This is a genomic window from Bradyrhizobium sp. AZCC 1693 (genome assembly GCF_036924745.1).
In the GTDB taxonomy this organism is placed as follows: Bacteria; Pseudomonadota; Alphaproteobacteria; order Rhizobiales; family Xanthobacteraceae; genus Bradyrhizobium.
The window spans coordinates 3,590,954-3,605,413 of sequence record NZ_JAZHSD010000001.1; the positions used below are offsets into that span (position 1 = coordinate 3,590,954).

The window sequence follows — 14,460 nt, forward strand, 5'->3', positions numbered from 1 at the left end:
TCCGGTCGCACGCCATTCCGGCCCTGGCGATCCGGCCATCCCGTTGGAAATTGGGAGGATTTTGAGCCCTGTTCTGTCAATCCCGGGCCCGCTAAGCTGGCTGGAGCCAAGAGAATCCTATGCTGATTCCTCAGTCGCCTCTTCCGCCCTTCAGCGCGCCCTACGCGCCCGACGACCGTGCACTAGCCACCCGCCTGCTTCGGGCCGCCCGGCTGGATGCGGCGCAGGAAGAGCGCGTCGATCGCACGGCGGCCCGGCTGATCGAGGCCATCAGGGCCAATGACGATCCGCTCGGCGGCGTCGAGGACATGCTGCGCGAGTTTGCGCTGTCGACCAAGGAAGGGCTGGCGCTAATGGTGCTGGCGGAAGCGCTGCTGCGGGTGCCGGACGCCCGCACCGCCGACCAGTTCATCGAGGACAAGCTCGCCCAGGGCGACTTCATCCATCACGAAACCAGGTCGAGCGCGTTCCTGGTCAATGCCTCGGCGTGGGCGCTCGGCATGTCGGCCCGCGTGATCCAGCCGGGCGAGACACCGCAGGGGACCATCGGGCGCCTCACCAAGCGGCTGGGCGCGCCTGCGGTGCGGGCGGCGACGCGACAGGCGATGCGGCTGATGGGCAATCATTTCGTGCTCGGCGAGACCATCGAGGCGGCGCTGTCGCGGGCGCAGCCGCATTCCTCGCGCCATCAACGCTACTCCTTCGACATGCTCGGCGAAGGCGCGCGCACCGCCGATGATGCCGCGCGCTATTTCAATTCCTATTCAAGCGCGATCGAGGCGATCGGACGCACAGCCGATGACCGCCCCCTCCCCGACCGGCCCGGTATCTCGGTCAAGCTCTCCGCATTGCATCCGCGCTTCGAGGCTGTGAGCCGCGCGCGGGTGATGAGCGAACTGGTCCCGCGCCTGATCGATCTCGCCCGGCAGGCCAAATCCCATGATCTCAACTTCACTGTTGATGCCGAGGAAGCGGACCGGCTGGAATTGTCGCTCGACGTGATAGCGGCAGCGCTCGGCGATTCATCGCTTGCAGGCTGGGACGGCTTTGGGCTGGCGATCCAGGCCTATCAGAAGCGCGCCTCCGACGTGATCGACTACGTCGATGGCCTCGCACGCAGCCTCGACCGCAAAATGATGGTGCGGCTGGTGAAGGGCGCCTATTGGGACACCGAGATCAAGCGCGCGCAGGAACGCGGGCTCGATGGCTATCCCGTGTTCACCCGCAAGGCGATGACGGATCTGAACTACGTCGCCTGCGCGCAGCAATTGCTGGCGCTGCGGCCGCGGATTTTTCCGCAGTTCGCCACGCATAATGCGCTGACGGTCGCGACCATCCTCGAACTGGCAACGGACCAGAGCGGATTCGAATTCCAGCGCCTGCACGGCATGGGCGAGGCGCTCTATGCGAAGCTCGGCGAAGACCGCCCCGACATCGCCCATCGCACCTACGCGCCTGTCGGCAGCTACCGCGATCTCCTGGCCTATCTGGTGCGGCGATTGCTGGAGAATGGCGCCAACTCATCCTTTGTCGCGCTCGCCGCCGACGAGGCGGTGCCGGTGTCGCAATTGCTGCGGCGTCCGGCCGATATCATCGGTAGTGCCGAAAACGCCGCGCATCCCAAAATCCCGCTGCCCCGCGGTCTCTACGGACCCAAACGAAAAAATTCCCGCGGAATTGAATTCGGTGAGCGAACGGCGCTGGAGCAACTCGTTTCAACTGTCGCCGCCACACCAATACAAGGGCCGGGAAGCGTCGCCGATGCGACAGCGAGCGAAGCCAATGCGGCGATACTGGCTGCGCGCGACGGCTTCAAGCGCTGGACCCGAACGCTTGCCGAGACACGCGCGGCGGCGCTGGAGAAGGCCGCCGAGATGCTGGAGCGGCGCGCGGCGCATTTCATCGCGCTGCTGCAACGTGAAGGCGGCAAGACACTCGATGATTCGATCTCGGAAGTCCGCGAGGCCGTGGATTTCTGCCGCTACTATGCTGCGCAGGGGCGCGAGTTGTTCGGCGAGGGCAAGGCGATGCCGGGCCCGACGGGCGAGAGCAACATGCTCTGCCTGCGCGGCCGTGGCGTCTTCGTCGCGATCTCGCCGTGGAATTTTCCGCTAGCGATCTTCCTGGGCCAGGTCGCGGCGGCCTTGATGGCGGGCAACGCGGTTGTTGCGAAGCCCGCCGAGCAGACGCCGCTGATCGCGGCCGAAGCCATCCGCCTGTTGCATGAAGCCGGCGTGCCGGCACCCGCGCTGCATATCGTGGTGGGTGACGGCCGGATCGGCGGCGCGCTGGTGGCGCATCCCGATATCGCCGGCGTCGTTTTCACCGGCTCGACCGAAGTCGCCCGCACGATCAACCGTACGCTCGCCGCCAAGGATGGACCAATCGTGCCGCTGATCGCCGAGACCGGCGGCATCAATGCGATGATCGTCGATGCCACCGCCCTGCCCGAGCAAGTTGCCGACGATGTCGTGACCTCGGCGTTCCGTTCGGCCGGTCAACGCTGCTCGGCGCTGCGATTGTTGTTCCTGCAGGACGATGTCGCCGACCGCATGATCGAGATGATTGCGGGCGCGGCGCGCGAACTCGTCATCGGCGATCCCTCCGATCCCGCCACCCATATCGGCCCGGTGATCGACACTGAGGCCAAGCAGCGGCTGGACGCGCATATCGAACGCATGAAGCAGGAAGCCCGGATGCACTTCGCGGGCAGCGCACCCCAAGGCAACTACGTCGCGCCGCATATCTTCGAATTGTCCGACGCCGGCCAGCTCACGGAGGAAATATTCGGCCCGGTGCTGCATGTGGTGCGCTACCGCGCCGACCGCTTCGACCAGGTGCTGCAATCGGTCGAGCGTTCGGGCTACGGGCTCACCCTCGGCATCCATTCCCGGATCGACGATACGGTGGAGGACGCGATCGATCGGCTCCAGGTCGGCAACATCTATGTCAACCGCAACATGATCGGCGCGGTCGTCGGCGTGCAGCCGTTCGGCGGCCATGGTTTGTCAGGGACGGGGCCCAAGGCCGGCGGGCCGCATTACCTCGCGCGCTTTGCAACCGAACAGACGGTGACCGTCAACACGGCGGCAGCCGGCGGAAATGCAGCGCTGATGTCCGGCGAGGAGTAGTTGCATCGCCCCTCCAAGATGGGCCAAATGGCGTTTGAACGGGTCGCCCATGCGCGATATCTCGACAAGAGCAACAAACGTCACGGAGCGGCGCTACGATGGATAAGGGTATTTTCGACGGCCTCAAGGTTCTGGACTGCGCGAGTTTCATCGCAGCGCCTGCAGCCGCCACGGTGCTGTCGGATTTCGGCGCCGACGTGATCAAGATCGAGCCGCCCGGCGCCGGCGACCCCTATCGCAATCTGCCGAATTTGCCGGGCTACCCGCATAGCGAGCATAATTTCGCGTGGATGCTGGAAGCCCGCAACAAGAGGAGCCTCGCACTCGATCTCTCGAAGCCCGAGGGCCAGGCGGTGCTGCATCACCTCGCCGCGCTGGCCGACGTCTTCATCACCAACTATCCGCCGCAGGTGCGCCAGCGGCTCGGCATCACCCACGAGCACCTGGCGCCCCACAACGAACGCCTGATCTACGCCTCCTTCACCGGTTATGGCGAAAAGGGCGAGGAAGCCAACAAGCCGGGCTTCGATAGCAACGCCTATTGGGCGCGCTCGGGCCTGATGGACCTGGTGCGCGCGGATGAGCACACGACGCCCGCGCGATCGATCGCCGGCATGGGCGACCACCCCTGCGCGATGGCATTTTACGGCGCGATCGTGACCGCGCTCTACAAGCGCGAGCGCACCGGCAAGGGCTCGCATGTCAGCTCCAACCTGATGGCCAACGGCGTGTGGGCCGCTTCGGTGCTGGCGCAGGCAAAACTGGTCGGCGCGAAATTCGGCGAGCGCCGCCCGCGCGAGCGTGCGCTGAACGCGGTCACCAACCACTATCAGTGCAAGGACGGACGCTGGCTGATCCTCTCCCTGCTCAATGAGGACCGGCAATGGCCGACGCTGGCGCGCTGCCTCGGCCGCGAGGACCTCGTCACCGATCCCAGATTCGAGACAAGGAAGGAGCGCCATGCGCGGTCGCTCGAACTGATCAAGATCTTCGACGAGACGTTTGCAACCAGGGACCTTGCCGAGTGGCGCAAGATCCTCGATGGCAACGGCCTGGTGTTCGGCGTGGTCGGCATCCTTGACGATATTCCGAACGACAAGCAGATGATCGAGAACGAGGTGCTGGTGCCGTTCGAGAATGACACCATGCTGACGATCTCCAGCCCGATCTGGGTGGATGGCAGCAGGAAGGTCCAGCCGCGCAAGCCGCCCGCGATCGGCGAGCACAGCGACGAGATCTTGCGCAACGCGGGCTATGACGAAGCCGCGATCGGCAAGCTGCGCGCCTCCGGCGCGGTGGCGTGAGGTAACGAGCCATGCCCAGCTATCGCCTGCATTACTTCCCGGAGTCGGGAAACAGCTACAAGCTCGCGCTGATGCTGACCCTGTGCGGCCAGACCTTTGAGCCGGTCTGGACCGATTTCGGCGGCGGCGTCACGCGGACGCCGGAATGGCGGCGCGACGTCAACGAGATGGGAGAAATCCCGGTGCTCGAGATCGACGGCGAGCGCCTCACCCAGACCGCGCCGATCCTGCTCATGCTGGCAAAGCAATTCGGCCGGTTCGGCGGTGAGACCGAGCAGGAGCAGTTCGAACTGCTGCGTTGGCTGTTCTGGGACAACCACAAGCTCACCGGCTACATGGCGACCTACCGCTATTTCCGCACGTTCACGCCGTCGCCGGACGAACATGTGCTGAAGCACTTTCGCAGGCGTCTCGATGATTTCCTGTCGATCCTCGAACAGCACATGCAGAAGAATGCATTCGCCATCGGCGAACGGCCGACGGTGGCTGATATCTCGATGATGGCCTATCTGCATTATCCCGCCGACGAGACCGGCTATGATCTGGCAACGAGCCATCCCGCGATCAACGCCTGGCTTAAGCGCATGGCGCAATTGCCGGGCTGGAAATCGGCCTACGATCTGCTGCCCGGCAAGCGCTTGACGCACTACGCCAAGTAGCCGTCGGTCAGGTGCCCGCGCATACGCTAGCGGCTTTTGACGAAGCACATGCCGATGCGCGAGATTTTGCCGGCGGCCTGACAGGTCAGGCCCTCGGCGCAGGTCCAATCGCGAAAACTTCCGTCATTGCTGGCGGCTTGCTTGCCCTGCACATAGCAATGCGCGCCCCAGCCGTCGTAATAGTTGGTGCCGGCGAGTTCGATGCTGCCGCGCAATTGCGGACGGCTGGCGAACCCACGCGAGTAATCCGGCGCCTTGCCGTCACGCAGGCTCGCGAGAATATCGCGGCGGCGGATCTGGTCGCCGAAGAAATGCGGCGACGCCGGCACGACGGTCGTATTCGACGGCTTGTCCGCCATCCAGTCGACGCCGGGGAAGTGAAAGCCACCGATGCCGCGCGTCTGGTGGCAGCCGGAACAGGTCACGTCGTTGAGCCGCCGCTCGAACCCGGCGGGCGAGCGGATGTTCTGCAGCTTCACGCCACCTTCCGCAGCCTTCCTTAGCGCAGCCACGACGTCGGCCTCGCCGAACACCGCGCCCTCGCCTTGCATCAGCCCGAATTCCGGCTCCAGGTCAGATGGATCGACGCCGACCGGCGTTGGCGCAATCGCACCGGTGGCGAGGAATTTTTCCGGGATCAGCACGGTGCCGCGATCGAACGCGACGAGATTGGCGGGGTCGAGCAGCCATGCCCTGAACTCGCGCTTGAGGCCATCGTCCGCCAGAAGGCGCGCACGGTCGATCTGGTTTTCCATCGGCGCTTCCGCGAAGACGCGCGCTTGCCCGTCGTAGCGAAACACCTTCAGCAGATAGTCGGTGCGGAAATCGCGAACCGAGGATTTCGGCGCGTGCGCAATCTGGAGATTGGTCTCGATGCGGTCGATATTTTCATGACCGATCAGGTCGAGCCGGCCATCCCTTCCTGACAGTGTCCCGCCACGCGGCGTGGCGAGCCAGCGGTTGGCGATGTCGGAACAGGTGATCGCGGAGCCTTCGCCTCTCGCTTTCAGCACCAGGTTCAGCGTCATCGGCAGCCGCGAAGCGTCATCGCCGGCCGCCTTGTTCATCCGCGTCAGGCGGTAGATCAGGCGGATCTCGCCGCAGCTTGCTTCCGCAGCGTAAGTGCGGTCCATGCGATTGACGATGCCGGCCAGCACGAACCGCGTCTCTGCCGAATAAAGCAGCGTGCGGTCGAACAATTGGAAATCAAAGCCCTCGCCGACGCCGATCGTCTCCTTTGGCAGGTTCGCTCGGTGCCGCGCGATATAGCGATCGAACTCGCCATCGATGGCCTGCCGGACCGGCGCCATCGACGGCAAGGCGAACAACCCACTGTTGGCGAGCGGGATATCCGCCGACCGCTCCGGCAGCAGCATGCGATCGAGGCGGAATTTTCCGCCATCGAGTTCGCGCAGCGTCGCGGGATCAGTGATGGCGGTGCCGCGCTCCAGCGCCGCATCTTGCGCCGCACGCGCCGGCAAAGCGCCGCACAGCAGGGCAAGTACGATAGCAAGAGTTCCTGGCGCGCGGCTCATGCCCCAACTAACCCCGCGCAATGAGACCTATTCAAGAAAAAAGGCGCTTCACATCGCCGTGAAGCGCCTTCCTGTTCGTATGTCGGCGCGCTAGCGCGCGACGATCAGACCCTTGCTGGTCACGACCACCCAGCGGCCGTCCTGCTTGCGAATGGCATCGACACGGCCGAGTCCGGGAATGGGATCGCCGGCATAGACCTCGTACATGCCGCGACGGCTTTCGATCAGGGCGCTGCCGTTGGCGACGTCCCGCAACACCCAGCCTTCGACGGTCGGCAGCCGGGCGACCTCGGGCTTGGGCGGAGCCGCAGACGCTGGCGGAGCCGCGGGCGGCGCTGCGGCCGCAGCCTGCTGCGGTATCGTCCCTGTGACTTCCTTCGCGGGAGCCGACGCAGCGGCAGCCGTCGTCGTGGACGCCTGGGCGGCGCGCAGCTTGTCGACGGTCTCGCTGAGCTTGGCGAGTTTCGCGGCGGGCTCGGCCTGCGCCTTCTCGACCTTGTCGAGGCGGTCGCTGGCCTTGTTGAGCTGGCCCGTCGTCGTCCTGGAAGTATGCTCCAGGCTTGATTTCAGCGCGACGATCTCGGCATCGATCCGCGCCACCGAGGCTTCGAGCGCGCTGTCCTTTGCTGGCGCCTGAACTGATGCTTGAGCTGATTCCTGGGCCGGTTCTCCGGCCATCAGCTTTCCAATCCCCGCGGTTGCCAGCGCGCCACTCAGCGCACCTGCCACCGTCGCCAGCGCGACCACGGCGGCCATCGCCCCGATTCTTCGTTTGCCGGACGATCCTTCCGCCGGCGCAGCCTTCGCATCGGCTCCGACGCGGTCGCCGGGCGACATGATCGTCACGTTGCCGGGGAAGCGCGGCGCCTCCGGCTTTACGGCGTCGATCTTCGGGGCGTCGATCTTGGGAGGCTCAGCCTTTGACGCCTCGACCTTCGGCGCTTCCATCTTGACGGCATCCACCTTGGGAGCGTCCACCTTGGGGGCGTCCTTGGCCGCATCGGGCTTCGGCGAGGTCTCTTCCTGCTCGGGCGCGAGTTTTGCCGCCTCGACCTCCGCCGCGGCCGTTACCGGCTCGCCCGGCGCAGGCATGTCAGGCGCGGCCGGCCCGGCGCCAAGAGTTCCGGTTTCACCGCTGGCGGGCTGGGGGTGCTGATCGCTCACGTTGGATTCTCCAGAATTGATTGACCATTTGGTAACTTTTAATGCTTGCCAAATCCTTACCGGCGGCGGCCTTACCGAAATTTTAGGAACTCATCGGGCCCGGTTTGGGCCGCAAATGTCGGCTGGCCCGGTCCCGAGCCCCCTAATGCTGCCCTGCGGCATCCTTGCTGGTTCCGTTTGCGCCGGTCTGTTTCCCGATTAACATGGACCGACCAGCCAGAAAGGCAGGTGGGCACCATGACCATCGAGAAATGCATCAACGAGTTTGATGTAGATGACGTCATTTTTGAGGAAGGCTCGACCGGGCGGGAACTGTTCGTGGTGCTCGACGGCAAGGTCGAAATCGCCAAGATGAACGGCCCAAGCAAGACGGTGATCGTCACGCTCGGCAAGGGTGAGTTCTTCGGCGAGATGGCTGTCATCGACGGCTCGTCCCGTTCGGCAACCGCCATTGCGGCCGCGCCAAACACCCGCGTGATGCGGATCAACCACGCCCGCTTCGTCTACCTGGTCAGTCAGCAGCCGGCCTTTGCGCTGATGATCATGGATGCGCTCAGCAAACGCTTGCGGGCCTCCAACACGGTCGCCTTCAGAACTGCGGGCGGTTCATGAGCGAGCGCAAACCGAGCCCTTTCAAGACGCTGCTCGACAGCGACGTCTGTACGCTGATCGAGGCGGCCGAAGACGTCTATCAGATCCGTTTCAAGAACCGCGCGGCGAACGCCTATCTGGTGCGCGGCAGCTCGCGCACCATCATGATCGATGTCGGGCTATCCTCGAACTATCCGCATCTATTGACGTGTCTCAACCACCTCGGCTGTCCACCCGAGAAGATCGACATGGTGGTGCTGAGCCACGAGCATCTCGACCATATCGGCGCGGCCTATCATTTCCACGGCCGCGCCCTCATCGCCGCGCATCGGCTGGCCGCCAACAAGATCATGCTGCGCGACGATTTCTCGATGTTGCGCAAGATGTTCAACGAGCCGAACGTGCCGATCAACATCGACCTCTGGCTGGAGGACGGCAACCTGATCGACCTCGGCAATTTCCGCCTCAGCGTGATGTACACGCCCGGCCATACCTCGGCCTGCATTACCCTGTTCGAGCCGGACAAGGGATTGTTGTTCGCCTCCGATACCCTGATGCCCGGCGGCGTGATGGGCGGCGTGTTCGGCTCCGGCAGCATCGCCGACTACATCCAGTCGCTGGAGCGGCTGAAGGGCCTGAACTCGAAGATCCTGCTGTCGGGCCACGGGCGGCTATCCGACACCCCGCAGGACGATGTGCGGATCGCGATACAGCGCTCGCACGGATTGTTGTCGGACACCGCACAATTGTTCGACGCGCTGGATGCGCGCGCGAATTTCGAGCCGATCATGCAGTCGGTGCGCGACCTCAACAAGCTCGACGACAGCTAGCCCCGCCGGCCCGCACCATATTCCACAACGCCGAATGTGTGATCCGCCCATTTGACAAATGTCGCGGCGGGCTGTTCAACAGTTTCCAACAACACTGCTCAAAAAATATCGGGAGAGACAGCTTCATGAAGTTCTACGACTCGGTCGGGCCTAACCCTCGCATTGTCCGCATGTTCATGGCGGAGAAGGGCATCGAGATGCCGAAGCAGACGGTCGATCTGCGCAAGGGCGAGAACCGCGAGGCCGAGCATTTGAAGCGCAATCCGCACGGCCAGATGCCGACGCTCGAACTCGACAATGGCAGCTATCTCTCCGAAATCACCGCGATCTGCGAGTATCTCGAAGAGAAGCACCCGGCGCCTGCGATGATCGGGACGACGCCGGAAGAGCGCGCCGAATGCCGGATGTGGACGCGCCGCGTCGATCTCAACATCTGCGAGCATTTGGGGAACGGCTTCCGCTTCGGCGAAGGCCTGAAGTTCTTCGAGAAGCGAATTCCCTGCGCGCCTGAAGCCTCGCCTGGCCTCAAGATGATCGCTGCCAACCGCCTGCAATGGCTCAACGCCCAGATGGCCGACGGCCGCGACTATCTCTGCGGCAAACGCTTCACGCTGGCCGACATCCTGCTCTACGGCTGGCTCGATTTCGCCGGCCAGGTCGGCCAGCCGCTCGATACGGCCAACACTAACATCGCGGCCTGGATGGCGCGCGTGGGCGAGCGGCCTTCGGCCAAGGCGTGATCCCGTTAGATGCCGTGTGGTGCTACTTGATCGCGCGGGGTGACGTCACGAGTCGCAAAATATCGAGAAGTTCAGCTGGCCGCTCGATCAAGAAAAAGGCCGGCGGGCGTTACGCCGCCGACCTTGTCTTGCAACTGCCGGCTCGTGGGTCCGGTTCCGTTGCTTTGCATTCCGGTTGGTAGAACTATTTTGATCAGTAGCACCCGGTGCCGGCTGACACCATTGCGCATAGGTATTGCCGAAACGTACCGAGGTAGGCTCACACTATCGAAACGGATGGAGCCGACTATCCATTGGTTTAGGGCGGTGGTGAGCTACATCACAACCGGCGTATCCGGCAATTCGTTCCGCCCTGCCCCCTGCGCCGGAAAGTGCGTCGCCAACTCGCGCGACACCGCCTCGATTCCCTTGATCACGCCGCCTTCAAAATTTCCGGCCCTGAACTGCGTCTCCATCTCGACGCAGATTTTTTCCCAGCCGGCGCGGCCGACCCTGGCGTCTATGCCACGGTCGGCAACGATCTCGAAATCGCGGTCGGCCAGCAGCAGATAGATCAAGACGCCGTTGTTGTGGACGGTGTCCCAGATCCGCAACTGCGAAAAAATATCCAGCGCCCGTTCCCGCGCCGACTGATTGCGAAACAGCGGCGCGCCGTCGAGCGCACCTTCGACCACGAAACGCACCTGTCCGGAATGGGTGGCTTCGCCTGACCTGATCGCCTGCTCGATCCTCGCCAGCGCTTGCGGCGGAAAGATGCGCCGCAGCCGCCAACGGTGTTCGAGGAGATGCCTGCCGATGCGCCTGATGCTCATGCTACCAGCTCCCCGATGCGCCGCCGCCGCCAAAGCTGCCGCCGCCGCCACTGAAGCCGCCGCTCGAACTGCCACTGCTGCTACTGCTGCTCCAATCTCTGCTGCCGCCACTCGACCAGCCGCCACGTGTGCCGCGGCTACCACCGGAGGGTATCAGATCGATGAACGCAGAAATGAGGAAAACGAGCACGCCGATAGCCGCAGCCGCCCCGAGGCTGCCGACGAAGAGCCACGCCAAAACTCCGACGAGACCGCCAGTCGCGGCCGAACCGGTCAGCCGGCCAAGCGACGCCCTTAGCGCGCCGCCGACAATGAACACGAAGGCGAGGACGAAGGGATTGAACGGGTCGATAGTGTTGAACAGGCCGGGACTTTGCCAATGGGGCGGCTCCGGCTCGGGCAGCTTCTCGCCCTCGGCGACCCGGACCATCCGTTCGACGCCCGCGGAGACGCCGCCGGTGAAATCGCCGGCCTTGAACTTCGGCGTGATGTCTTCATCGATGATACGCTTGGTGGTAGCGTCGGTCAGCGCGCCTTCGAGGCCATAGCCAACCTCGATCCGCAGGCGGCGATCGTTCTTGGCGATGACGAGCAACGCGCCGTCGTCGACCTTCTTGCGGCCGATCTTCCAGGCTTCTGCGACCCGGAGCGAGAATTGCTCGATCGCCTCGCCGTCCGTCGTCGGCACGATCAACACCGCGATCTGGCTGCCCTTTCGCGTCTCGAGATTCTTCAGCGTCTCGGTCAGCGACGCGATGTCATTGCTACCCAGTGTGCCGGTCTGATCGACCACCCGGCCGCTCAACGGCGGCACCGCAACGAGCGCCAGCGCCGAACAGGCCCAGCACAACAGTAGCGCAAGAAGGGGGGCTCTTGCAGCGTTCATCGCGGTCTCTTTTCAGCCGCTACTTTGCGGGCGCCGGCGTCGGGTTGAAATCCACCTTCGGCGCCGTCGAGATCGCCTTCTCGTTGTCGACCGTGAAGTTCGGCTTCTCCTTGTAGCCGAAGGCCATCGCCGTCAGATTGTTCGGGAAGGTGCGGATGCCGACATTATAGTCCTGCACCGCCTTGATGTAGCGGTTGCGCGCCACCGTGATACGGTTTTCGGTCCCTTCGAGCTGCGCCATCAAATCGCGAAACAGTGCGTCCGATTTGAGCTGCGGATAGTTTTCGGTGACGACCAACAGCCGCGACAGCGCGCTCGACAATTCGCCCTGGGCGGCCTGGAATTTCTGGAACGCCGCGGGATCATTGAGCACTTCCGGCGTGGCCTGGATGCTGCCGACCTTGGCGCGCGCATTGGTGACCCCGAGCAGCACGTCCTTTTCCTGCTGCGCAAAACCTTTCACCGAATTGACGAGGTTGGGCACCAGGTCGGCGCGGCGCTGATACTGGTTGACCACTTCCGACCAGCCCGACTTGACCTGCTCGTCATTGGTCTGGATCGCGTTGTAGCCGCAACTGGTCAGGCTCAGTGTCGCCAGCGCCGCCAGCACGGTCCATAATCTGCGCATCGTACTCTCCCAAAAGAAATCAAACGCCAACCTATCAGATTGGTTGCGTCAGGTATGCAGGCGTGAGCCTCCCTCAGGTCCATTTCGCAGCCGATGGGCCCTTGCCTATCGTTCGCTTAGATAACAACATGGCGCGATAAAATTAGAGGGAGAGCCCATGACCACGTTCGAGACCATCGTCGTGGAGCGGCCGGAGCCGCGCATCGCGCGGATCGTGATGAACCGGCCCGAGGCGCGCAACGCGCAGAACCTGCAGATGACCTACGACCTCAACGCCGCGTTCGACCAGGCGGTGCAGGACGATGCGGTCAAGGTCATCATTCTCGCAGGCCACGGCCCGCATTTTTCGGCAGGCCATGACCTGCGTCCCGGGGCCAAGAACAACGCTGGCGTTGATTTTCCGCCGGTCGGAAATTGGGGCGGGTTCACCGAGCCCAACGCCCACGGCCGCTTCGCGCGCGAACAGGAAATCTATCTGCAGATCACGCGACGCTGGCGCAACCTTGCCAAGCCGACGATCGCCGAAGTGCACGGCAAGTGCATCGCCGGCGGCCTGATGCTGGCCTGGGCCTGCGACCTGATTGTCGCGAGCCAAGATGCCGAGTTCTGCGATCCCGTGGTGACCATGGGCGTCTGCGGCGTCGAATGGTTCGTGCATCCTTGGGAGCTCGGTCCGCGCAAGGCCAAGGAATTGCTGTTCACCGCCGACGTCTGGAGCGCGGAGGAAGCGCACCGGCTTGGCATGGTCAATCACGTGGTGCCGCGTGGCGAACTTTCCTCCTTCGTCATGAAGCTTGCCGAACGGATCGCGGCGAAGCCGTCGTTCGCGCTGAAGCTGACAAAGGAAGCCGTCAATCGCTCGGTCGACGTGATGGGACAGCCGGCGGCGATCGAGCAGGCGTTCGCGCTGCATCAGCTCTGCCACGCGCATAATCTGCAGGAGTTCGGAATGATCGTGGATCCCGCGGGCCTGCATCCTTCCGTCAGAAAATCGGCACAAGCAAAATAGAACAAGCAAAGAAGATCAGATGGACCTTACCCCAAGTGACGAGCAGCGGTTGCTGCGCGAAAGTGCCGATCGCTTCGTCAGCGAGACCTGTACCGCCGATCACCGCCGCAAGGTCGCCAGCGATCCGCTCGGCTTCAGCGCCGACATCTGGAAGCAGTTCGCCGATCTCGGCTGGCTGGCGCTGCCGATTTCGGAGACCCATGGCGGGCTCGGCGGCGGCGCCATCGAGATCGGCATCCTGATGGAAGCGTTCGGGCGCGGCTTGGTCTCCGAGCCGTATCTTTCCACCGTCGTGATCGGCGCGTCGCTGATTTCAGATTGCGGCACTGAAGCGCAGAAGCAGGCGCTGCTGCCAAAAATCGCCGACGGTTCGCTCTATCTGGCGTTCGCGCATTCGGAACGTCAGGCGCGCTTCGATCTCGCCGACGTCAAGACCACGGCGAAGAAGACGCCGGACGGCTGGCGTCTCGACGGACGCAAGACTGCCGTGCTCGACGGCAGCGCCGCCGGGCAGATCATCGTCTCGGCCCGCGTCGATGACGGCAATGGCAAGCCGGGCAGGCTTTGCCTGTTCCTGGTGCCGCAAGCCACGCGCGGCCTCACCTTGCGCGACTTCCCGCGGCTTGGCGGCGGCCGGGCCAGCAACCTCGAACTCAGGGATGTGCATCTCTCCGCCGACGCGCTGCTCGGCGATGGCCGCGACGCGTTGCCCGCGATCGAAGCCGCGGTTGACCGCGCTATGGCCGCGCTTGGGGCTGAGGCCGTCGGCATCATGCAGACCCTGCTCGACCAGACGCTGGAATACAGCAAGATACGAAAACAGTTCGGACGGCCGCTGTCCGCCAACCAGGTGATCCGGCATCGCCTCGCCGACATGGCGATGCAATGCGACGAGGCGCGTTCGATGGCGTTGCGCGCCGCGCTGATGGCCGACGCCGAACCGGTCGCACGTAGTCGCGCGGCCTCGGGCGCGAAAGCCAAGATCGGCAAATGCGCGCGCATTGTCGCCGAACAGTCCGTTCAGCTTCATGGCGCCATGGGCGTCACCGAGGAGCTCGACATCGGGGCTTACTTCAAACGGCTGCTTGCCTTCGACACGCTGTTCGGCGGCAGCGCCCATCACTATCGCCGTCACGCCGCATTGGGTGGCCGTGCCGTCCAGGCCTGAAAA

General features: G+C 64.0%; 13 protein-coding genes. 8 read left to right on the top strand and 5 right to left on the bottom strand.

What is annotated here, in order from left to right; genetic code table 11:
- Positions 1-125: 125 nt before the first annotated feature.
- From putA to V1293_RS17095, 3 genes are all read left to right on the top strand, one after another.
- On the top strand, positions 126-3,131 hold the full coding sequence (gene putA, locus V1293_RS17085; protein ID WP_334516762.1) for a bifunctional proline dehydrogenase/L-glutamate gamma-semialdehyde dehydrogenase PutA: 3,006 nt from the start codon (positions 126-128) through the stop codon (positions 3,129-3,131).
- A gap of 98 nt (positions 3,132-3,229) precedes the next feature.
- Positions 3,230-4,435 (top strand): CaiB/BaiF CoA transferase family protein, encoded by a 1,206-nt coding sequence (locus V1293_RS17090; protein WP_334511054.1) that lies wholly within the window; start codon positions 3,230-3,232, stop codon positions 4,433-4,435.
- Between the two features lie 11 nt (positions 4,436-4,446).
- A complete protein-coding gene (locus V1293_RS17095; RefSeq protein WP_334511055.1) occupies positions 4,447-5,094 on the top strand; it encodes a glutathione S-transferase family protein in 648 nt (215 codons plus the stop codon).
- Positions 5,095-5,120: 26 nt separating this feature from the next.
- Here V1293_RS17095 and V1293_RS17100 read toward each other — a convergent pair whose 3' ends face one another.
- Both V1293_RS17100 and V1293_RS17105 read right to left on the bottom strand, forming a co-directional pair.
- Positions 5,121-6,629, bottom strand: coding sequence for a hypothetical protein (locus V1293_RS17100; RefSeq protein WP_334511056.1), 1,509 nt, complete (start codon positions 6,627-6,629; stop codon positions 5,121-5,123).
- Positions 6,630-6,719: 90 nt separating this feature from the next.
- Positions 6,720-7,793: a hypothetical protein gene (locus V1293_RS17105; protein ID WP_334511057.1), complete on the bottom strand. Its 1,074-nt coding sequence runs from the start codon at positions 7,791-7,793 to the stop codon at positions 6,720-6,722.
- A gap of 237 nt (positions 7,794-8,030) precedes the next feature.
- Between V1293_RS17105 and V1293_RS17110 the strand changes: the two genes are divergently transcribed.
- The 3 genes from V1293_RS17110 to V1293_RS17120 all read left to right on the top strand — a co-directional run bounded on the left by V1293_RS17110 (position 8,031) and on the right by V1293_RS17120 (position 9,954).
- Positions 8,031-8,405, top strand: a complete 375-nt coding sequence (locus tag V1293_RS17110) for a Crp/Fnr family transcriptional regulator (RefSeq protein WP_334511058.1) — start codon at positions 8,031-8,033, stop codon at positions 8,403-8,405.
- Positions 8,402-9,214, top strand: coding sequence for an MBL fold metallo-hydrolase (locus tag V1293_RS17115; RefSeq protein WP_334511059.1), 813 nt, complete (start codon positions 8,402-8,404; stop codon positions 9,212-9,214). Before V1293_RS17110 ends, V1293_RS17115 begins: the two co-directional genes overlap by 4 nt.
- Before the next feature lie 125 nt (positions 9,215-9,339).
- On the top strand, positions 9,340-9,954 hold the full coding sequence (locus tag V1293_RS17120) for a glutathione S-transferase family protein (protein WP_334511060.1): 615 nt from the start codon (positions 9,340-9,342) through the stop codon (positions 9,952-9,954).
- Positions 9,955-10,268: 314 nt separating this feature from the next.
- On the opposite strand, the gene V1293_RS17125 is transcribed toward V1293_RS17120, so the two are convergent.
- Genes V1293_RS17125 through V1293_RS17135 form a run of 3 tightly spaced genes read right to left on the bottom strand, consistent with a single transcriptional unit; the run spans position 10,269 to position 12,280 of the window.
- Positions 10,269-10,766: a TPM domain-containing protein gene (locus V1293_RS17125; protein ID WP_334511061.1), complete on the bottom strand. Its 498-nt coding sequence runs from the start codon at positions 10,764-10,766 to the stop codon at positions 10,269-10,271.
- 1 nt (position 10,767) lies between these two features.
- Positions 10,768-11,652, bottom strand: a complete 885-nt coding sequence (locus tag V1293_RS17130; RefSeq protein ID WP_334511062.1) for a TPM domain-containing protein — start codon at positions 11,650-11,652, stop codon at positions 10,768-10,770.
- Positions 11,653-11,671: 19 nt separating this feature from the next.
- Complete coding sequence (locus V1293_RS17135) at positions 11,672-12,280, bottom strand: LemA family protein (protein WP_334511063.1); 609 nt, start codon at positions 12,278-12,280, stop codon at positions 11,672-11,674.
- Between the two features lie 157 nt (positions 12,281-12,437).
- Here V1293_RS17135 and V1293_RS17140 point away from each other — a divergent pair, with 157 nt between their 5' ends.
- Together V1293_RS17140 and V1293_RS17145 are read left to right on the top strand one after the other, a co-directional pair.
- Entirely contained in the window at positions 12,438-13,289 is an 852-nt protein-coding gene (locus V1293_RS17140) for an enoyl-CoA hydratase (RefSeq protein ID WP_334511064.1), read from the top strand.
- 19 nt (positions 13,290-13,308) lie between these two features.
- The gene (locus V1293_RS17145) at positions 13,309-14,457 is read left to right on the top strand and encodes an acyl-CoA dehydrogenase family protein (RefSeq protein WP_334511065.1); all 1,149 of its coding nucleotides are present in this window, start codon (positions 13,309-13,311) and stop codon (positions 14,455-14,457) included.
- The last annotated feature ends 3 nt before the right edge of the window (positions 14,458-14,460 follow it).

Coding starts and splice junctions, on each gene's coding strand:
- V1293_RS17115 (WP_334511059.1), top strand. CDS start 8,402: ATGAGCGAGCGCAAACCGAGCCCTTTCAAGACGCTGCTCGACAGCGAC.
- V1293_RS17100 (WP_334511056.1), bottom strand. CDS start 6,629: ATGAGCCGCGCGCCAGGAACTCTTGCTATCGTACTTGCCCTGCTGTGC.
- V1293_RS17125 (WP_334511061.1), bottom strand. CDS start 10,766: ATGAGCATCAGGCGCATCGGCAGGCATCTCCTCGAACACCGTTGGCGG.
- V1293_RS17145 (WP_334511065.1), top strand. CDS start 13,309: ATGGACCTTACCCCAAGTGACGAGCAGCGGTTGCTGCGCGAAAGTGCC.
- V1293_RS17095 (WP_334511055.1), top strand. CDS start 4,447: ATGCCCAGCTATCGCCTGCATTACTTCCCGGAGTCGGGAAACAGCTAC.
- V1293_RS17090 (WP_334511054.1), top strand. CDS start 3,230: ATGGATAAGGGTATTTTCGACGGCCTCAAGGTTCTGGACTGCGCGAGT.
- V1293_RS17140 (WP_334511064.1), top strand. CDS start 12,438: ATGACCACGTTCGAGACCATCGTCGTGGAGCGGCCGGAGCCGCGCATC.
- V1293_RS17110 (WP_334511058.1), top strand. CDS start 8,031: ATGACCATCGAGAAATGCATCAACGAGTTTGATGTAGATGACGTCATT.
- V1293_RS17120 (WP_334511060.1), top strand. CDS start 9,340: ATGAAGTTCTACGACTCGGTCGGGCCTAACCCTCGCATTGTCCGCATG.
- V1293_RS17130 (WP_334511062.1), bottom strand. CDS start 11,652: ATGAACGCTGCAAGAGCCCCCCTTCTTGCGCTACTGTTGTGCTGGGCC.
- V1293_RS17135 (WP_334511063.1), bottom strand. CDS start 12,280: ATGCGCAGATTATGGACCGTGCTGGCGGCGCTGGCGACACTGAGCCTG.